The sequence below is a fragment of the Psychrobacillus sp. NPDC096623 genome, assembly GCF_044762655.1.
GTDB lineage: Bacteria > Bacillota > Bacilli > Bacillales_A > Planococcaceae > Psychrobacillus.
The window spans coordinates 12,904-32,983 of record NZ_JBIWER010000009.1 but is presented as its reverse complement, the minus strand read 5'-3'; the positions used below and the strand labels follow the sequence as shown (position 1 = coordinate 32,983).

The following is a 20,080-nucleotide window of genomic DNA, read 5'->3' as shown; positions in this document are numbered from 1 at the left end:
ATATAATACAAATGACGAATATAAATTTTTTTAGGTACCAGATACGGAGGATTATAATGTTCTTTATGATTAATAAAATTGAAGAGAAGAAAAATTTATATCATCAAATTTATGATAGCTTAAAAGGATCTATCATGAATGGTAGATTACAAGCAAATGAAAAGCTTCCATCAAAACGAATGCTTGCGGAGCAATTAAAGGTTAGTGTGAATACGGTAACAAATGCTTATGAACAGCTCCTTGCAGAGGGATATATTTATACAGAAGAAAGAAAAGGATATTACGTAGAAAATATTACTCCCTTGCGGGAGGGGAGGGTGTATAATCAGCCGTTACCGAGTGATTTGAAAGAACAGATTCAAACAAAAGAAGGATGGCTTTCCTTATCCCATAGGACATCTTCCATATCCATGTTCCCCTTCCGTGAATGGATGAAATGCCAGCAAAAAGTAATTACAAATCATAAAAGAGAATTATCTGAGTATGGTCATTTTCAGGGACCTTATATATTAAGACAGACTATAGCCCGAATGATCGCCATAACACGCGGAGTAGTTTGTGAGCCGGAGCAAATCATTATCGGGGCAGGATTTCAATTGCTAATTGGTAATTTAATAGAATTGAGTAACCAGAATATTGTTACTGGGGTAGAGGATCCAGGATATGTCCGTTTTTACGCCCATTTAAAAAATATGGGGGTTGATGTACGTGCGTGTCCACTTGATGAAAATGGGATAGCTATAAAGAAAATGGATTCTAACATTAATTATTTGTTCGTCACTCCATCACATCAATTTCCGACTGGGAAAATCATGCCTATCACTCGAAGAAATGAATTATTAAATTGGGCTATAGAAGGTCCAGACCGCTATATTATTGAAGACGATTATGATAGTGAATTTAAATATGAAACCGATAATATCCCATCACTACAAAGTATAGATCGGAATCAGCGAGTCATTTATATAGGTACTTTTTCTAAAACAATTTTTCCTGGTTTACGAATAAGCTATATGGTTCTTCCACCTGATATGTTACGGCAATATAGGGGACAACATGCCGATTTGAAGCAAACCGGGAATGTATTGGCGTTATACTCATTACATTATTTTATTGAAACAGGTGCATATGCTAGACATGTCAAACGGATGAATCATCATTATGAAATAAAGCGAAAAGAATTAATGCGCTGTATTGAAGATTGCTTTGGGAAGAAAGTATCCATCGAGGATACGCGTGCTGGTTTGCATTTTTTAGCTCGATTTGCAACCAATAAAACCTATGAGGAGGTTGAAGAAAAAGCAAAGGAGGAAAAGCTGGAAATCTTTACGATGCGCCAGTTTATGTTGGAAAATAGGAATGATACTGCGGGTTCAATCGATTTGGTAATAGGGTTTGCTAATATTGGAGAAGAGAAAATACCAGAAGCGGTGGCAAGGTTAAAGCGGGTTTTGGGATGATTTAAAGGCAGAATATATAGAACTAAATGTATACTGATACTTTAAAATAATTAGTTCTGGTACTATTCACAATACCAAGTTGTTGAAATAATAACAAAAAGATTTCAGCGAACTTAAGAACCTTTATTTCAGGAGTAGCATCGTATGCGAGAGTTTCCGGACTATTTGAATAGATCAATTTTCGTTCTGATGGTTAGTAATGCAATCTGTGTATTCATACTTCATAAAAAAGAGTAAGTTTGAACTTGGTAAATACCATTAATAAAACGTCAGGCTAAGGAAGGTATACATATGGAACTATATCATAATTTTGACGAACCAATAAATCGAATCGGGACTGATTCCTTTAAATGGGATTATGAGGGAGAAGATGGAAAGTATATACCGTTTGGCGTTGCAGATACTGATTTCAAAGCTCCAGAACCCGTTATTAAAGCTGTACGCAAACGAGCGGAGTATGGAGTCTACGCTTACGGTAAATTCCCCCAAAAGCGTTTTGCGAGCGCCATCTCTGGATGGTATCAAAAGCGTTATGGTATTTCTCTAGAACAGGAAACAGTCCGCCATTCACAGGGACTGATGACTGGTGCGCTTTGGATGATAATTAACGCATACACTAGGCCAGGTGATACAATTCTATTGCAAGCCCCTGTATATAATACATTTAATGTTGTAATTAAGGGTACTGGACGTTATGTCGAGAGTAACGATCTAGTTCTTAAAGATGGACATTATGAAATAGATTTTGATGATCTCGACAAGAAAGCTTCTGATCCACGTGTCCGAATTCTATTGGTTTGTAATCCCCACAATCCAGTTGGTCGGGTATGGACAAAAGATGAACTTACAAGAATGGCCGAAATTTGCAGAAAGAACGACGTCTTAATAGTCAGTGATGAGATCCACGGTGACATTATCTATGGTGAACATAAACATACTCCGTATTTCTCTATCTCAAAGGATATTGCGGATAACGTTATCGTAATGGGATCTCCAAGCAAGACCTTTAATCTTGCTTGTTTTTATTCCGCATATGTCATAATCAAGAACAAAACGCTTAGTGATCAGTACAATGTGGTTTATGACAATTATCATTTCGACTACAATTATTTTGGTATCGAAGCACTAATCTCTGCTTATAACGATTGCGAATATTATGTGGATCAGCAGAATGAGTACTTTGTAAAGAACATCAAAATCGTTAAAAGGTTTATCGCAGAAACAATGCCGGAAGTAAAAGTGATTGAACCAGAAGGAACATACCTACTATGGATTGATTTCCGAGCTTGGAATATTGAACAGTCAAAGTTAATTGAGATGTATAAATCCGAAGGTATCAAATTGAACTGTGGTTCTAATTATGGTGCTCCCGGTATAGGTTTCATGCGCTTGAATGTTGCTACGCAGACACAGGTTCTTGAAAAAGGTCTTGCTTGTATGAAAAGGGCTTACGAAAATATGAAAAAACCTAATAGTAAGATTGTAGTATTGTAGTGTAGTTGTCTATACAGAAATAGAGTTTTGCAAGTAATTTTAAAGGATTTTTTTAGAATCCCACCTATTAATTATAGGTGGGATTTAATTTACGTTTAGTGTGTCCTAAAGAATGATTGGACTGAAGGACGGATTCTAAATCACCTTTATTGGTCCCTTGAATTAATCATTTCTGGTACTTTTCATTATACCAGGTTATTGACATAATAATCACAATAATCTAAATCCAACGAAGTTAAGATTAACATAATTAGGTAAGCGTTATCATTATCGTTGAATTATTAGAAAAAAATAATATAAGAGGAAGGAATGTGAACTAGATGGCGGTAGATTTAAAAATCAATGAAAGTTTCCACCCTGAGTTAAAAAAGTTTATTCAAGACGTTTATGAACTGGTACACAATCACAATGATGAGGATACCATTACCGAAGGGGTAGCTAGTTTGTTGAAACCACGTTTGCAAGTTGAGGGTTTTCTTAATAAAGAATATCTAAGATCGGATCCTCAAAAAAGTGCAGATAGTACAGATTATATGGTATATATAGCTCCTGATGGTAGCTTTTCAATTTTATCCTGTGTTTGGGCTGTTGGTCAAAGCTCTCCTGTCCATGATCACTGTACTTGGGGAGTTGTTGGTGTTCTACAAGGGGTTGAAATTGAAACCCACTATTATAAACCGATTAAAGGCAAGGAAGAAGTACTTAAACCTAAAGAAGTACATTTCTTGCAAAAGGGCGATGTATTAGTCTGTTGCACAAAAGATGATGATATTCATGATGTACGTAGTGGTCATGTCGGAGAGCCATGCGTAGGATTTCACGTTTACGGGGGTAATATAAATGAAATAAAAAGGCATGTGTATGACCCAATAACTGGGAAGCAAAAAGAGTGGGATGAATTGGTAATCGATTCTTTATGATAGTTTATAACCAAATAATCAGTAGGAGTGTAAATTTATGTCGATTAAAAAAGTTAGTCGAAATACAGTATTAGAATTACTTAAATCACATGATTTTTCGTTTGCATTAATTGATGTTAGAGAAAGAACTGAGTATGAAAGTAAACAAATACTATTTGCTACAAATATACCAAAGAGATTATTAGAGTTTAGAGTTTCCAAATTAGTCCCAGTGAAAAACACAAAAATTGTTCTCTATTGTAATGATGAAAGTAGATCGGCTTTATCTGCGGACACTCTTGAAAAATTAGGATACACAAGTGTATATGTTCTGGAAGGAGGATTAAATCAATGGGAAAAACAAGACAATTATCTTATTAACGGGGTGAACGTCCCGAGTAAAGCCTTTGGAGAAAGGGTTTCAAGAAATGTACCATATTTAGAGCCTCAGACAGTGAATAACCGATTGACAAGTGATGAAAGTAATTTCATTATCATCGATGTACGCCCTGTTGAAGAAGTAAAAAATACAGGAAGTATCCCTGGAGCGATAAACATTCCTGGCGTAGAGTTATATCATGAAATTTATAATTATATCGAAAGTGACAAAAAAGATATAATCCTAACATGTGCTGGTCGCACACGTAGTATAATAGCATCTCAAACATTAAGAGAAATGGGTTTTAAGAATGTATATAATTTAAAAAATGGTACTATGGGTTGGGTTTTGGCAAATCTTGAATTGAACTTTAACACACCTCAGCCAAACATATCTAAATCGAACTCATCAAGACTTAATACCTTTATTAGCCAGTTGATTCAAGAAAATAGTATTCAGTTAATTTCCTTAAAAGACTATCTAGATTTACGTAATGATTCCGATTATCATACGCTTTATGAGTTTGATGTAAGAACAACGCTTGAATATGTTGAAGGACATATTCCAGGAACATATAACCTGCCAGGTGGGCAAGCCATACAAGAAGCGGATGACCATATTGGTGTTAGAAAGGGTAATATTGTTTTTATCAGTAATGATAGACATCGATCTGTAATAACCGCCTATTGGTACAAAAAGATGGGCTTTGAAAATGTTTTTGTCTTAGATGGTGGTGTAGAACAATGGAAAAATTCTGGTTTTTCGATTGAAGAAGGGGAAACACAAGCTTCGCCACTTGGATATAATACAGCTAATAAGAATATTAACCTAATAAATGCACCAAATTTAAAAGGAAAGTTAGTATCTATGCCTAAATTAACCATAATTGATGTTGATACAAGCCAAAGTTACCAAAGTGGACATATACCGAATTCCTTATGGTTATCCCGAAGCTGGCTAGAATTTTACATTCATGAGGTTGCAAAAGAAAGTGACACAATTGTCCTTACTTGTCACAATGGTTATGGTTCAACCTTATGTGCAGCAACTTTACTAGAGTTGGGTTTTAAAGATATATATGTCCTCGAGGGCGGCAAAAAGGCATGGTCTAAAGCTGGTTATTCCTTTGAATATGGATCTAAAGGTTTTATAAAAGAACCGGATGATATTTATCTTGACGACCCAGAACGTGGAAAAAAACATATGCATGATTATTTGGTGTGGGAAATAGATTTGGAAACACAGTTAAGTCATATACAGCAAATCTATCAGAATATATGACTTGTTTTTTATAAAAAACTGCTAAAACCTGGACTAAATCTCCCTAGTATAAGATTAATCTTATACTAGGGAGCCAGTAAAAAGGGGCTTATTACTGGAAAAGGGCTACTGAATCCTAAAATAATTAATCTTTACTAAAATTAATAAAGGATGTTCAAAATGTCCCAACAAGTTATAGAAAAAATTTCAAACAAGCATTATAGTAAAGGAATGAAATACTTGTTTTGAGATTAATAAATTTGACTTTCTCTATGTACAGATTGAGCACATTAGTTTTGACTAAATGCTTTCACAGTAAAAAGGATATTTTACAAACTTTTTATTTGCAGAACCATATAGAAATGCTAAATAAATTACAGACTAGTCACTCTCCGCTTAATAGAAGCTGGACAATTAACAGTTGTATTAATGCACATATAAGCTTCAGATTATAATTATCAGAAAATTCACTTTTATGAAAATTGAGGAGGAACTCTTTATGAAAAGGAATTTAAAATTTGTAGCTTTCTTGTTACTCATTTCACTTGCATTAACTGCATGTGGAAAAACACCACCAAATCAATCAACCACTCAACCGGTCTCAGCCGACAGTAATAATCTGTTTGAGCAAATTCAAGCGGAAGGAAAAATTAGAATTGGTACAGAAGGAGTATATTCACCGTTTAGCTTCCATGATGCTTCAGGAAAATTGACTGGTTTTGATATTGAAATCGTTGAAGAAGTAGCAAACAGACTTGGTGTAAAGCCGGAATTTGTTGAAACCCAATGGGACGGTATCTTTGCTGGGCTTGATTCGAATCGTTTCGATATGATTGCGAATCAAATTGAAATTCGTCCTGACCGTCAGGAAAAATACGATTTTTCTGATCCCTATGTTGTGTCAAAACCTGTTTTGATTGTTAGAAGTGACAATGACACTATTAAATCATTTGAAGATTTGAAAGGAAAAAAAGCTGCTCAGCAACTAATATCTAACTATAAGGATATAGCTATATCCTACGGTGCCGAGATCGTGACAGACGAAAGTTTTAATCAAGGGATTGATCTTGTAGTCTCGAAACGTGCTGATGTGATTATAAATGATAAATTGGCTTTTCAGGATGTCAAAAAGCAAAAACCTGATGTAGCTATTAAAGCTGTAGCAGAATATGATAAAGTGGCGAAAATGGGATTTATGTTTAATAAAGGAAATAATAAAGAATTAATAGATGCGGTAAATAAAGCGCTCTCCGACATGAAGAGTGATGGCACATATCTAAGTATCTCTCAAAAATACTTTGAAACCGACGTTTCAAAATAAGGAAGTGTTCGAATGTTTGATGAAAGAGCGATTCAAATAATTGACATCATTGTAAATTCCTTTCTCCCAATGTTGAAAGCAGGAATCGCCTTTACTGTACCCTTAACCCTTATCTCTTTTTTACTGGGACTCATTCTTGCCTTGCTTACTGCACTGGCTCGAATCTCGGGAATTAAACCTCTCAGCGCAGTTGCAAGATTTTATGTATGGGTGTTTAGAGGAACACCACTTCTCGTTCAGTTATTTGTTATATTCTATGGTCTTCCAAGTGTCGGAATTACGATTGACCCGCTGCCTGCAGCAGTAATTGGTTTTTCTTTGAACGTTGGCGCATATAATTCAGAGATTATCCGTGCTGCTATTCTTTCCATTACTAAAGGCCAATGGGAGGCTGCTTATTCCATCGGGATGAGCTATCGACAGGCATTAAGAAGGGTTATCTTACCTCAGGCAACGAGGGTATCGGTTCCGCCTTTATCAAACAGTTTTATTGGCTTGGTAAAGGATACATCACTTGCCGCGACCCTTACGGTGACTGAATTGTTTAGGGTGGCTCAGCAAATTACCGCAATAACCTATGAACCATTAATTTTATATTGTTTGGCAGGATTTATTTATTTGATGTTCAGTACCGTTCTATCTAACGCTCAAGGGCGTATGGAAAAACGACTTGATCGTTATGTTGCGGGCTGATATAGGAGGGCATACACGTGATTGAAATAAAAGACCTGCATAAGCAGTTTGGACAAACAGAAGTTTTAAAAGGAATTGATCTAAAAATAGAGGAAGGCAATACGGTATGTATTATTGGGCCTTCAGGATCGGGAAAAACAACTTTGCTCCGTTGTTTAAATTTACTAGAAATGCCTACAAAAGGGAGCATTATGCTCGGAAAATATTCTTTGGACTTTCATGATAAAAAACGAATACCAAAAGATGAGGTTATTAGGTTCCGCCAGCAAACAGGGATGGTTTTCCAAAGTTATAATTTGTTCCCTCATATGACTGCTCTTGAAAATGTGATGGAAGGCTTGGTCATTGTTCGTAAGCAGGACAAGGAGCTTTCACGAGCAAAGGCTCTTCAATTGCTAGAAAAGGTAGGCTTAAAGGACCGTGCAAACCACTACCCATCCCAGTTATCCGGCGGACAACAACAGCGTGTGGGAATCGCCCGGGCGATGGCCATGGAACCTGAAGTTCTCCTGTTTGACGAACCTACTTCTGCATTAGATCCCGAATTAGTAGGAGAAGTTCTGAAGGTAATGAAAGAACTGGCTAAAGAAGGAATGACCATGGTTGTTGTGACTCATGAAATGAACTTTGCTCGTGAGGTAGCGGATAAGGTAGTTTTCATTGATAACGGTCTAATTGTCGAAGAGGGAACACCAGAACAAATTTTTACACATACCAACCATGATCGTACATTACAATTTTTAAATAAACTAGGTGCGTAAAATCGATACTTCAAAAAGGCGCACTAATCAATGTGTAAACTGTGCCTTTATTTATATGAACAGTTAAAACCTAGGCTACTACTAGATGAGGCTGCAACGTAAGTGGATTTTTTGTAAGAATTCGCTTATACCACTGATAAAGAATCGGATACTTTTGAGAATTGATTTTAGTAAAGGGGTGCCTCCAGCGGGAACACTCCGTGACTCGAGACCCTGTAGGACGTTGTAATGAGGAGGCTCGAGCCGGGTCCAGAAAGCGCCCCCGGAATGTAAATCAATTTTCTTCGTGTCAAAAAATGACCATTTTTCTTATCAAGAAAAATGGTTTTTTTTGATCTGTCCCCGCCTCATTCTGCTAAATGTCTTCACTGCATCAGTTCAGTACTTTATAAAAACTTGCCTCAAACAGAGGATATAGGAGGAGATTTTATATGAATTTAGCGCAATTTCCTAGAAAAAGATATACAACTGCCTATACACCCATTGAAAAATTACAAAATTTATCTGAGGTTCTTGGGGGTCCCTCCATCTATATGAAACGGGATGATTTGCTTGGGTTGACGGCTGGTGGAAATAAAACAAGAAAGCTAGAGTTCCTTGTTGCAGACGCAGTAGAAAAAGGTGCGGATACGTTAATTACCTGTGGAGGCATTCAATCCAACCATTGCCGTTTAACTCTCGCGGCTGCTGTGAAAGAGAATATGAAGTGTATTCTTGTATTGGAGAAGGGGTTTTTAATAGATTCTGAGCCGACTTTTAACGGGAATTATTTCTTGTATCATTTACTGGGTGCAGAAAAAATCAAGATTGTGCCGAATGGGACAGACTTGATGAAAGAAATGCAAGAAGTAGCGAAAAAGGTATCGGTAGAAGGACATACACCTTATATCATTCCGGTTGGAGGATCGAATCCTATTGGGGCAACAGGATATGTTGCTTGTGCTCAGGAGATTTTAGCACAATCCTTTGATAAAGGATATCCAGTCAATGCCGTTGTTTGTGTAAGCGGCAGCGGCGGAATGCATGCTGGTTTGGTGACGGGCTTTAATGGCAGTCAAAGTAATATACCAGTAATTGGGATCAATGTAAGTAGGGGTAAAGTGGAACAAGAAGAAAAAGTCTTTCAGCTTGTAAAAGAAACTTCAGCACATATTGGTATCCCAATTTCAATCCCGCGTGAAGCGGTTATATGTTATGAAGAGTATATCGGACCAGGCTATGCTATACCTACTCCGGAAATGGTCGAGGCTGTCAGGCTCATTGCAAGATCAGAAGGAATTTTGCTAGATCCGATTTATACTGGTAAAGGGGCAGTTGGACTCATTGATTTAATTCAGAAAGGCTTCTTTAAGCGGGAAGATAACATTCTATTTGTGCACTCTGGCGGATCCGTAGCGTTATATGCCAACACTTCACTCTTTCAGTAAACTATTTGTGCTCGATCGTCGAATAAAGGTTAATTTGGTTTTTTTTAGGACTCATTGGTACCCTGTTTTTACACCTGTCTCTTTAGTTCAATAAGAAAAAAGGCTTTACGCCCTCTTAAAGTAAAGCACCCGTTAGTTGAATAAGCACCTTCTCTTCTGTTACAAATTATGGTCGGGATGTCTAGTAGTTAATCCTAATAACTCAATACTATTAAAAGTATTAAATCTAATATATAATATTAAAAATGATAATAAAAAGGTGTTGATTTATATGATGTTTTCTCCATTATTTGAACAAGATGTACCAACCATTCTTCTTCCTTAACGGTAGAAGAGATTTTCTCCGTTAGGGACATAGATATCTATGAAAAACGGAGGAAAAAACATGAATAATAAAATAATAGGTGCCTTATTTTTATCAATTGCTGCAAGTATTTGGGGTGCAATGTATGTTGTAGTAAAAGTGGTGGTTGATATTGTTCCACCATTCGAACTCGTATGGATTCGTTATGTGATTGCGGTAGTTGTGCTTGTTATAATCGGCGTTTGCATGAAGCAATCATGGAAAATAGCCAAAAGAGACTGGGTTATTATCTTTCTTGTCGGTCTTATTGGTAATACAATTTCGATAGTCACACAAGAAATAGGTACGATGTTATCAACTGCTCAAATGGGCGCCATTATTACATCAACAACACCTGCTTTTATGGTGATATTTGCACGTTTTATTTTAAAAGAAAAAATAACGCTAAAAAAATGTTTCTCCATTGTTCTAGCAACAGTAGGCGTGTTCATTATTGTTGGTAATGGCAAAATAGATGGAACACAACAGCTAGGCGGCTTCTACTTATTAATAGCTGCATTAACATGGGCATTAATGTCCGTAATAATCAAAAAAGTCCCTACTCATTATTCACAACTTGTTTTTACAACTTATTCTTCTTTGATAGCCGTAATTTTGTTGACGCCATTTGTTCTACCAAAGTTAAACGATTTAGACTTATCATCTATTTTACAACCGACGATTTCAGGAGGTTTACTGTATTTAGGCGTTATTTCAACAGCTGGTGGTTTTTTATTATGGAACAAAGGTCTCCAATTAATGAATGCTTCCAGTGGTGGATTATTCTTTTTCTTCCAACCAATCGTCGGGACCTTTTTAGGTTGGCTATTATTGGGTGAAACAATTGGAATTTCATTTTGGATAGGTACAATTTTAATTTTTAGCGGTGTTTTTATAGTTATAAAAGACGAATAATATTCCGAAAGTGCGTTTCTATTAATACAGAAACGCACTTTCTTTTTTTCCTACTTACTGAGCTTAATGTTTCAAATGCGACACAAAAACTTCCCTTCTCTTCTTCAACTAACCTGCCCCGTTAGTTTAAGTGTAACATTTCACAATGGATTTCTGAGAACTACTTGTTGTTTCAGATAAAAAGATAGACCATCGAAGTGATGGTCTTGTTTAACTAAAGCACCCGTTAGTTGAATAAGCATGTATAACAAAATAATTTTAGGTAAGGCTAAATCTGAGGTGATAAATGTGATTCCTAAAATATTATTTACGTCAATTCCTTTACTTTTTCTATTTAATCTACTTATAGTAAGTGCACAAAGCACAGCAAATATTGAATTTCTTGATGTTGAAAAAAATAAGATAATAACAATCCCAACAAATCCTAAAATACAATTAGAGACTAAAAAAGTTATTCAAGAAATTGATAATATTGTTAAAAAATTCAACCCTATTCCAGACAAAGGTTATATAGTTAAGATTCCCTTAACGCCATCTCTTCGATTAGAAAATAAATGGGTGAATACTACGATTGATGAAGTTATCATTATTATTCCCGAAGATGAAAAGCCTTATTTACTCATATTTGATGATGAGAAGAATCCACATTTTTTTACCATTAAAGCAGAAACTGATACGTTACTAAAAACTTTAGCTTTTCCCCTTTAAAAAGACCACTTATTGGTCTTTTTTTTTTGTATTTCTTCATCTAACCTGCGTCTTTAGTACAATAAGAAAAAAGGCTTTACCCCTTCTTGAAGTAAAGCACCCGTTAGTTAAAGAAGAGCTAAGTAAAACTCCCATTACATAATTTTTTTCACCATCTATTTCTAACCCATCTACCTTTTGCCGTATCCCAATTATCAATCTCACCTTGATTGTATAGCTTTTCTTTTTCACTATAAGTTTGGAGCCAACTTTTTTCAAACCTACGTAATTGTGAATTATCACAATAAGTAAATATTTTAAATACAAAGCTATCCTTTCCATATTTCTTAAAATCCTCATTTATCTCTTGATAACTATGCTTTCTTGATTTCATAGAGGATGCGTGGGATTTTAACCTGCCAAAGATATGATGTGAACTACCTATATAAAACCGATTAGTTTTAATGTTTTGAAATACATATATACCTATTAAATCTTGCGTATCGAACCTATATTTTTCTTTTCCTAACTCCCATACATCATCAAACGATAAAGGTTGATTTAAATGCTTTATTTCCCATTCAGTAAAATTTTTCCTTGTTGTTTTCATCCCCATTTTTTCTCACTCCTTTGTCTAATCCTTTAATAAAATCATAGCTTTTCTTGTACTAAACTGCCGCTTTAGTTTAAGTGTAACATTTCACAATGCATATCTGAGATCAACTTAATGTTTTGGACATAAAAATAGACCATCGTAATGATGGTCTTGTTGAACTAAAGCACCCGTTAGGTTAAATACATTTCTTCACAAACTTTCATATTAATAATACCCTTAGTCAAAAAAACTTCTCTAGTAAGAGAAGTCGCATAATAAATTGCTCAAAAATACAGCAAAAGAACTAACTTTATGTCGGTTCTTTTTATGTTCAGGTCTTGGTACTGCTAAACTTGCATGTGGAGCGTCTTGTTCCTACTACCACCGCCCGATTGCCACAAATAATGCTAATGCCAATAAAATGATGTTCATGCCGATTGCCTGATTTTCTTTTCTTTTAGCATGAAACACAGCTGCTAAAATCATGACTAGCCCTAGTCCAAGAGCCGCAATTGGTGTTAGTATAGGTGCTATTCCTATGGCATAAGGTACAATCAAGCCAATGCCTCCAAGCAATTCTGCTACCCCGATAAACGTAACCAATCCTTTTGAAGAATCTTTTACCCACGGTAAGCTAGATTTAGCTTTTTCGTATTGGAATGCCTTTGTGAAACCAGCCATCACAAACATTAATGCTAAAATAATTTGTACAATCCATAAAGCGATATTCATTTTTCAACCTCTCCTTTTAAACTGTTAATGTTTTAATTATTTTTTTCTGACCAAAAAACACCACAACGGCTAATATAAGAAGAATGAAAGGCATCATGGCAACACTGAAACCTTGGCTAGCCATAAGGTGTGTGAACACTGCACCCGCCATCACCACTATTAATAAACCGCTGAAAATAGAAACTAAATTTTTCTTCTTAAACCCAATAAGCAAACCGATCGCTGATATGATTTCAATAGCTCCCACTACATACATGAAACCTGTTCCATAGCCATAGACGTTGTTAAATGCCTCCACCTGCATTGGGTTTGCACTCACTTTCATAAACCCAAATAATAGAAATCCAATAGCCAATAATCCTTGTATAATTCGAACTGTCCACTTCATCGTAAAAATCCTCCTTGTATTAAATCTGTTTCAATAATTCCTAGGAATAATTTTAGAAATTAGGTACGTTGTTGTACCGTAGTCTAAGTAATGCAAGGTATTAAGAGCACAAATGAATTCGATTCCCAGATGGATCTTCCGTAAAGAGTTCCCCATTATCTTCTATTACTCGATAACCCATAGCTTCTAATTTTACTACCAATGATTTTCTTGTTTCCTCGTTTGCTATAACAAGAGTATAAAAGAGCATTCCTACACTATTAGATGTAGGTTTTGGCGCATTTTTGCCATTCCAAATGTTTGTTCCTATATGATGGTGATAACCACCGCTTGAAAAAAATATTGCTTGATTCGGTATCTCTATGACAATATCTAACCCTAGGCCATCATGATAAAATTCCTTTGTTTTCTCTAAATCAGATACATGCAAATGAATATGACCGATAATGGTTCCTTCAGGGATACCATTCCATCTTTCCCCATTCGCTTCAGCAATGACGCTTTCCACATCCATTGGACCATTTTTCGAAATATCTAACTTCCCTGTTTTGTCATACCATGTCGATGGATCAGTATCTACGGCTACTTCGATACCATTTCCATCAGGATCTGCAAAATATAGAGCATCATGGGTCCCGTGATCAGAAGCACCTTGCAAGGGATACTGTTCATTCAAAAGATGAGTGATTAGTTTCCCTAAATCTTTACGGGTAGGAAGAAGTAAAGCATAGTGATACAAACCTGTTGTGCGCATTTGCTTGGGAATGACGTCTTCAGGCTGTTCGATTGTAAGCAAAGGCGTTATTCCGTTTGCTGTCAATACTGCTTTTTTTCCTGATTGATTTAACACCTGAAATCCCATTAGGTCTTGGTAAAACTCGAGAGTCCGACTCAAATTTTCAACTTTTAAATGAACGTGGCTTGCAAATGTATTAGGTTTGCTGTGATAAGAATTTATTCTTTTACCTCCTATATTTTCGTGAGATTTATTTTGTTGTGAAAACCAAGGCATTTTTTTACCTCCTATACTTTTTTGATATTTATTTCGTTGCAAAAAATCAGTGTTAGCCAGAAATTCGAGAATTGAGGGAATTAGTGTTGCGCCTTGTTTTAATTTAACTTCTAGGGTTATAATAATCCCTAAGAAGAATAATCGGAAGTAGGTACTTTAATGTGGCATAGTATACAAAAAGATACCATATTAGGAGGAAGCAAAATGGCTGGAGAATGTGAAGGAAATGGAACTGGAACGATTGAAACAGCTCTTGATATTCTTGTTGGAAAATGGAAGCCTGTAATTCTTTTTCATCTTTTGGATAAAGGAACTTTACGTTTTAGTGAATTGCAAAGATTGGTCCCTGAGGTAACTAAGAAGATGCTAACAACTCAATTAAGGGAATTGGAATATCACGATATAGTCAATCGCAAAATATATGCACAAATTCCTCCAAAAGTTGAATATTCAATAACCGAATATGGTAAAGGATTAATGCCACTATTGTTGTCTATGCATGAATGGGGATTAACACATTTAGAGCACTTAGATGAACTTTACGGGGAAAGTGAAGAAACAATAGGAAAGTAAAAAGAGCTGAAAAAATCAGCTCTTTTTTAGTTATTGTTATTAAACTAAACTGCACCTTTAGTTCAATAAGAAAAAGGCTTTACTCCTTCTTGAAGTAAAGCACCCGTTAGTTGAATAAGCACCTTCTCATTTATTAACATTATGGTCGAAATGTGGCCATAGTTACTGTAATAAGGCTTTTATCTCTAAACTAACTAACCTGCTGCGTTTGTTCAATAAGAAAAAGCTCCACTTAATGGAGCCTCTTGTTCTGATAAAGCACCCGTTAGTTTAAATACAATACTTCACAATCATTTACTGCGTTTTAAAAGCAAAATTACGCCATTTTATTTGGTACTCGCCAAATTTTTGTGGATTTACAACGATAAGTCTAATGCAAAAACTGAGATTGTACCAGACTATTCGAAATGCTTCCAAACCGTTGTTGTAACTAGCTTTCAAAGAACTTTCATAAAAACGTGTATAAATAATGTTCATAGGAAAAGCCACAAAGTATTGATTTAACAATATCCTGTGGCTTTTTAATGTACTCCCGTTTGGTAACGTTATTTTTTTATGAAGTGTATAAGGTAAACAGTATTTATACTGTTGCAGCTAGCGCTTTTACTTTCTCTAAACCGTCTGCAATAATTGCCCCAGCGTTTGCTTGATCTTGTGCGTGACCTTCGATAATCACTTCATCTGTGATGGCTAAACCAAAGTAATTATTAAGTACTGCGTGCATATAGTTCACGGACATTTCCAGTGCGTTCACTTCTGGTGTGTTATAGTAGCCACCACGTGCATTAAGTAAGTACACTTTTTTATCGCCTAGTAAAAATTCCTTTTTGCCCTCTGCCGTATATTTAAACGTGAAGCCCGCTTGAACGCTATAATCGATAAACGCTTGCAAGGCTGAAGGGATTGTTAGATTCCACAAAGGAAATGCGAAGACCAATACGTCTGCGTTTTTAATAGCTGCTTGTGATTTTTGTTGCGCAGCGATTGAAGCAGTTTCTGCTTCATTTAATTCTTCGCCGTTTTGTAATTTACCAAGTGCGTCAAATAGGTCTTGACCATAGTGTGGTAAGTTTTCTGTGAAAACATCGAATGTTGTGATGTTTAATGAATCATTTTTTGAAGCTTCCTCTACGAAAGTGTTATACATCATAGTTGAAATTCCATCGGGACGGTTGTTTGCTTTTACTACTAATACGTTAGTCAATATGAAGACCCCTCTTTTTGTTAGAAGATATGTTGATAAAAAATTACTACATAAGTTATTTAAGCTATTAATAAGATACCTACATTCAACAAACAGAAGCGTTTATCGGATATACGACAAATGCCTCCATTTGTTGAAAAAGTACCGCATTATTTATTTAAAGCACGACGAACAATCGGAGCTACTTTATTCGAAAGTAAATCAATGGCTTTTTCGACACGGGCCATCGGTTGATTACCCATATCAAATTGTCCCATAAAGCGTAAGTGACCAAATAGCTCATGCTGATACAAAATTTTCTCTGCAAGTTCTCCAGCACTTCCAACCGCTAAAATTTGATTCGCTACACGTTGTGGCATCATTTGCTCAGGTACCATTGGCGAATAGGGTATCCTACGGTCCTTCATGAAATGTGTCATGTACTGGTTATAATGCGGTGTAAATTCGCGCATCGCTTGCGCACCGTCTTCTGCAATATAGCCGTGTCCAGTAACAGAAACTTTTAATTGAGATAAATCGTGTCCTGCATCTCGGGCTGCTTGCCAATAAAGATTGGTTAAATGTTGAACACGCTCTGGCTCTCCACCTAGCAAACCTAAAGCCATGTTTGCGGCAAGCTTACCAGCACGAACAGCACTTGCTGGGGTACCACCAACACCTATCCACATCGGCAATTTCTTTTGCACGGGACGTGGGGCAATTTGCGCATTTCCAAGTGAGGAACGGAATTCTCCTTGCCAATTTACTACGTCTCTTTCTTGTAGCTCCATAAAAAGTCCTAGCTTTTCCTCAAATAGCTTATCGTAGTCATCTAAACTTGCGCCAAATAATGAAAAACTTTCTAAAAAGGCACCCCGACCTAAAATAATCTCTGTACGCCCACCACTTAGTAAATCTAGTGTAGAGAAATCCTCATAGACACGTACTGGATCTGCCGTACTAATAACTGAAAGAGTACTTGTTAACTTTACGTTTTTCGTTTCACGTGCAATTGCAGCTAGTAGCATGGCATAGCTCGATGTCACAAAGTCTAATCGGTGATGTTCACCGACACCAAATACATCCAGTCCTGCTTCGTCCGCCCACTTCGCCATTTGAATAATATTTTCAATGCGCTCCTGTGCGGATAACACATTACCATTTGCATCGGGTATACGTTCACCTAATGAATAAACTCCAAATTCAAAATTCATAATGTCCACCTACTTTTTTATAATAGAATGATTAGTAGTACAAGTGCTAAAACGCCAAGTACTAAAATCATTGCTGTATCTTTCATAGAATCTTTAATACGAATATGTGTAATCACGCCACCGATACCTACTGCTACTAAAATTGCTGCACCTATTAGAGCTGACGTTGCATTCCAAAAACCGACGATTAATAGTATCGCCGCACCCAATTCAATACCGCCCGTTACAACACGGAACCATTGAGGAAGTCCCCATTTTGTAAATCCTTCGATATGCATTTTTGAACCCATTATTTTTCCTAAACCAGCCATGATAAACATTAAGCCAAGTAAACCTTGTAAAAACCAAGCTAAAATTGTCATCTAAATTTCCCCCTTATTTATTAAATACGATTGGCATTTTGCCAATCCATTCCGACTTACGAATCGCATCATACATACAGGTCGCTGCATTTTTACGTGATACGTTAAACTTCGCTTTTGAGTCACCTAGAGAAGTTGTATAGCCATTGCCATCTGTCTTTACGTTTGGGTTAATAATACGTACGACTGTCCAATCAACCTTGCTTTCTTTTACTAAATCTTCTATACCCTTCATCTCGGCATAACCAGGAGGGAAAAATAGCTTCGGCATAATCGCTGGAAAAACGGTTGCGACTTGTTTTTTATCTTGCTCGGATTTTACAGATGGTGTAGCAAGCGTAATAAAACGATTCACACCTGTTTTTTCCATCATACGTAAAATGACTTCATGCGCATCTCGAATTGGTAACCTTGTAATTTTACACCCACCATTTAAGTTTGGTCCAAGCGTACTCACGACTGCATCTTGACCTGTTATTGCTTCCGTCACTTGGGCATCATCGTTATAGTTTGCAACGATGACCTCCAAATTAGGATGTATCATTTCAAGTGCTCCTGCGCGACGAACCACCGCTTTTACTTTATCTCCATTTTGCAAAGCTATATTAAGGAACTGTTGACCGATTTGACCATTCGCACCGAAAACTGTAATATTCATATTAATCTCCTCCAACACATTTTGTATATCCAACATTTGTTGTATAATTATCATAGAACTAAGTAAAAAAAACGACAACCAACAAATAGCTAGAAACTATTGTATATACGACGTTTGAGTAGAAATGTCGTAAAAGTCAGGAGAATGACAATGGAAAAATCAATGGATCCACGTTATTTACGTACGCGTCAGTTAATTATGGATGCATTCATGCAGCTTGCTGTAGAGAAGGAATTCAAAGATATTACGATTAAAGATATTACATCGCGTGCAACCGTCAACCGTGCAACATTTTATTACCATTTCTTTGATAAATATGACTTGTTAGAGAAGGTACTAGCAGAGGATGTTTTAAAAGGGGTGCTCATAAATGTTAATTCACATGAAGCATTAACACCCCAATCGATGAAAAATATTTTTAATAGTATTTTGCAATTTCAAACAGGACTTGCCCATCAATGTGCACGCAGCTATGAGGCTTTTACACCGAAAATTGAAACAATCGTTAAAGATGAGCTTGCACGTATATTTAGAGATTTCTTAAAGGATAAGCATCCGGACTGGCCATTTGAAAAAGTGGATTTACAAAGCATTATACTGAGTTGGTCTTTATACGGAATGTCCACTAAATATGTGAAATCAGGCGAAACACCAACGGAAGAAATGATTCATCTACTATTTGAAAAGTTAATGGATTAAATAAAACGACCTCTACGCAAAAAAGCAGAGGTCGTTTTCATTATGTCAATAATAGTTGTAATGCTTCTTTTACAGATGTTGGTTTGCGACCAAGTAATCGTTCTAAGTCTGTTGAATGCTGTCTCTTGTTCAACTAAACTACCGCGTTTGTTCAATAAGAAAAAAGAGTTGTCTAAGCAATCCATTAATCTTTACTAAAGCACCCGTTAGTGAAAAGGTGACTCTGCTCAATTGAACAATCGGACCCGTTGAAGATACATTACAAAAGAAACCTCTAATTGTTCTTGTTTTTAAAGAAATTAGAAATAACGATTAGAATTATCCCTATTATGATTGAAGGTATTGAATAAGTAGAGAATACTTCTGGACTGTCTGTTATTACACCTAACCTCTGATTAAAGGCTATTCCTGACATAAAAAAATAGAAAACCAAACCAAAAAACTACTTTCCCAAACTTAGTATGATTTTTCATATTTAATCACCTTCCCATTTCATTTTAACAAAATAACATCTCAACTAAACTGCACCGTTAGTTCAATAAGAAAAAATGCTTTACCCCTTCTTGAAGTAAAGCACCCGTTAGTTTAAGAACTATTCTTACTTCAAAGTTCTTTTCCAGTAATAATTTTATATAAAGTTTCTGAGTCCTTTATTGGTAGTTTTATATACTTTGACTGACCTTACTAGTCCATTATTCAAATGAAGATTTCCCCATAAAGCAAAATCTCGAGCAGAGTTATGAGGCTTGAGTCAAAAAGCTAGTTCAGTTGTCGAAGTGGAAAACAAGAAAAATTCAATACCAGCTCTGAACACAGTTTGGTTAAAGTGCGACATAAAATCTCCAATTCTTTTATTATACTAACCTGACGGAAAATTCAATAAATTTTTGTTGTTCCTCTAACTTAAAGCGTTTATAATTCTAAGAAACAGATCTAATGATAACTCGGCTACAGAAGCTATTTTTAATAAGGATACTTCTCTTAGAAGATTCCGTCTTTGTACTTATAATAAGTGAATGAGGAAT

General features: G+C 36.0%; 20 protein-coding genes. 12 read left to right on the top strand and 8 right to left on the bottom strand.

Annotated features, from left to right (window positions below; genetic code table 11):
* Positions 1 to 56: 56 nt before the first annotated feature.
* The 10 genes from gabR to ACIQX2_RS18400 all read left to right on the top strand — a co-directional run bounded on the left by gabR (position 57) and on the right by ACIQX2_RS18400 (position 11,660).
* Positions 57 to 1,460: a MocR-like transcriptional regulator GabR gene (gene gabR, locus ACIQX2_RS18445; protein WP_402853871.1), complete on the top strand. Its 1,404-nt coding sequence runs from the start codon at positions 57 to 59 to the stop codon at positions 1,458 to 1,460.
* 291 nt (positions 1,461 to 1,751) lie between these two features.
* The gene (locus tag ACIQX2_RS18440; RefSeq protein ID WP_402853869.1) at positions 1,752 to 2,954 is read left to right on the top strand and encodes a MalY/PatB family protein; all 1,203 of its coding nucleotides are present in this window, start codon (positions 1,752 to 1,754) and stop codon (positions 2,952 to 2,954) included.
* A gap of 320 nt (positions 2,955 to 3,274) precedes the next feature.
* Positions 3,275 to 3,874 carry a cysteine dioxygenase family protein gene (locus ACIQX2_RS18435; protein ID WP_402853866.1) on the top strand — a complete coding sequence of 200 codons (600 nt, stop codon included), beginning with the start codon at positions 3,275 to 3,277 and terminating at the stop codon, positions 3,872 to 3,874.
* Positions 3,875 to 3,911: 37 nt separating this feature from the next.
* A complete protein-coding gene (locus ACIQX2_RS18430; RefSeq protein WP_402853863.1) occupies positions 3,912 to 5,513 on the top strand; it encodes a rhodanese-like domain-containing protein in 1,602 nt (533 codons plus the stop codon).
* A 478-nt stretch (positions 5,514 to 5,991) separates the two neighbouring features.
* Positions 5,992 to 6,813: an amino acid ABC transporter substrate-binding protein gene (locus tag ACIQX2_RS18425; RefSeq protein ID WP_402853860.1), complete on the top strand. Its 822-nt coding sequence runs from the start codon at positions 5,992 to 5,994 to the stop codon at positions 6,811 to 6,813.
* A gap of 12 nt (positions 6,814 to 6,825) precedes the next feature.
* On the top strand, positions 6,826 to 7,506 hold the full coding sequence (locus ACIQX2_RS18420; RefSeq protein WP_402853856.1) for an ABC transporter permease subunit: 681 nt from the start codon (positions 6,826 to 6,828) through the stop codon (positions 7,504 to 7,506).
* Positions 7,507 to 7,523: 17 nt separating this feature from the next.
* Entirely contained in the window at positions 7,524 to 8,267 is a 744-nt protein-coding gene (locus tag ACIQX2_RS18415) for an amino acid ABC transporter ATP-binding protein (RefSeq protein WP_402853853.1), read from the top strand.
* A gap of 431 nt (positions 8,268 to 8,698) precedes the next feature.
* The gene (cuyA, locus tag ACIQX2_RS18410) at positions 8,699 to 9,694 is read left to right on the top strand and encodes a D-cysteate sulfo-lyase (RefSeq protein ID WP_402853850.1); all 996 of its coding nucleotides are present in this window, start codon (positions 8,699 to 8,701) and stop codon (positions 9,692 to 9,694) included.
* Positions 9,695 to 10,079: 385 nt separating this feature from the next.
* Complete coding sequence (locus ACIQX2_RS18405) at positions 10,080 to 10,952, top strand: DMT family transporter (protein ID WP_402853847.1); 873 nt, start codon at positions 10,080 to 10,082, stop codon at positions 10,950 to 10,952.
* A 240-nt stretch (positions 10,953 to 11,192) separates the two neighbouring features.
* Positions 11,193 to 11,660: a hypothetical protein gene (locus ACIQX2_RS18400; RefSeq protein WP_402853844.1), complete on the top strand. Its 468-nt coding sequence runs from the start codon at positions 11,193 to 11,195 to the stop codon at positions 11,658 to 11,660.
* Between the two features lie 148 nt (positions 11,661 to 11,808).
* Here the strand turns inward: ACIQX2_RS18400 and ACIQX2_RS18395 are convergent, their stop codons facing one another.
* The 4 genes from ACIQX2_RS18395 to ACIQX2_RS18380 form a co-directional block, all read right to left on the bottom strand.
* Positions 11,809 to 12,255, bottom strand: a complete 447-nt coding sequence (locus ACIQX2_RS18395; protein ID WP_402853841.1) for a GIY-YIG nuclease family protein — start codon at positions 12,253 to 12,255, stop codon at positions 11,809 to 11,811.
* Positions 12,256 to 12,612: 357 nt separating this feature from the next.
* The gene (locus tag ACIQX2_RS18390; RefSeq protein WP_402853838.1) at positions 12,613 to 12,966 is read right to left on the bottom strand and encodes a DoxX family protein; all 354 of its coding nucleotides are present in this window, start codon (positions 12,964 to 12,966) and stop codon (positions 12,613 to 12,615) included.
* Positions 12,967 to 12,982: 16 nt separating this feature from the next.
* Positions 12,983 to 13,354, bottom strand: a complete 372-nt coding sequence (locus ACIQX2_RS18385; protein WP_402853835.1) for a DoxX family protein — start codon at positions 13,352 to 13,354, stop codon at positions 12,983 to 12,985.
* A gap of 100 nt (positions 13,355 to 13,454) precedes the next feature.
* Positions 13,455 to 14,366: a VOC family protein gene (locus ACIQX2_RS18380; protein ID WP_402853833.1), complete on the bottom strand. Its 912-nt coding sequence runs from the start codon at positions 14,364 to 14,366 to the stop codon at positions 13,455 to 13,457.
* 204 nt (positions 14,367 to 14,570) lie between these two features.
* On the opposite strand from ACIQX2_RS18380, the gene ACIQX2_RS18375 reads away from it, so the two are divergent.
* Complete coding sequence (locus tag ACIQX2_RS18375) at positions 14,571 to 14,939, top strand: winged helix-turn-helix transcriptional regulator (protein WP_402853831.1); 369 nt, start codon at positions 14,571 to 14,573, stop codon at positions 14,937 to 14,939.
* Between the two features lie 580 nt (positions 14,940 to 15,519).
* On the opposite strand, the gene ACIQX2_RS18370 is transcribed toward ACIQX2_RS18375, so the two are convergent.
* The 4 genes from ACIQX2_RS18370 to ACIQX2_RS18355 all read right to left on the bottom strand — a co-directional run bounded on the left by ACIQX2_RS18370 (position 15,520) and on the right by ACIQX2_RS18355 (position 18,356).
* Positions 15,520 to 16,143 (bottom strand): NAD(P)H-dependent oxidoreductase, encoded by a 624-nt coding sequence (locus ACIQX2_RS18370; RefSeq protein ID WP_402853828.1) that lies wholly within the window; start codon positions 16,141 to 16,143, stop codon positions 15,520 to 15,522.
* A gap of 149 nt (positions 16,144 to 16,292) precedes the next feature.
* Positions 16,293 to 17,336, bottom strand: coding sequence for an LLM class flavin-dependent oxidoreductase (locus ACIQX2_RS18365; RefSeq protein ID WP_402853825.1), 1,044 nt, complete (start codon positions 17,334 to 17,336; stop codon positions 16,293 to 16,295).
* 17 nt (positions 17,337 to 17,353) lie between these two features.
* Positions 17,354 to 17,698 (bottom strand): DoxX family protein, encoded by a 345-nt coding sequence (locus ACIQX2_RS18360; RefSeq protein ID WP_402853822.1) that lies wholly within the window; start codon positions 17,696 to 17,698, stop codon positions 17,354 to 17,356.
* Positions 17,699 to 17,711: 13 nt separating this feature from the next.
* On the bottom strand, positions 17,712 to 18,356 hold the full coding sequence (locus tag ACIQX2_RS18355; protein ID WP_402853819.1) for an NAD(P)-dependent oxidoreductase: 645 nt from the start codon (positions 18,354 to 18,356) through the stop codon (positions 17,712 to 17,714).
* Positions 18,357 to 18,506: 150 nt separating this feature from the next.
* Here ACIQX2_RS18355 and ACIQX2_RS18350 point away from each other — a divergent pair, with 150 nt between their 5' ends.
* A complete protein-coding gene (locus ACIQX2_RS18350; protein WP_402853816.1) occupies positions 18,507 to 19,055 on the top strand; it encodes a TetR/AcrR family transcriptional regulator in 549 nt (182 codons plus the stop codon).
* Positions 19,056 to 20,080: the final 1,025 nt, after the last annotated feature.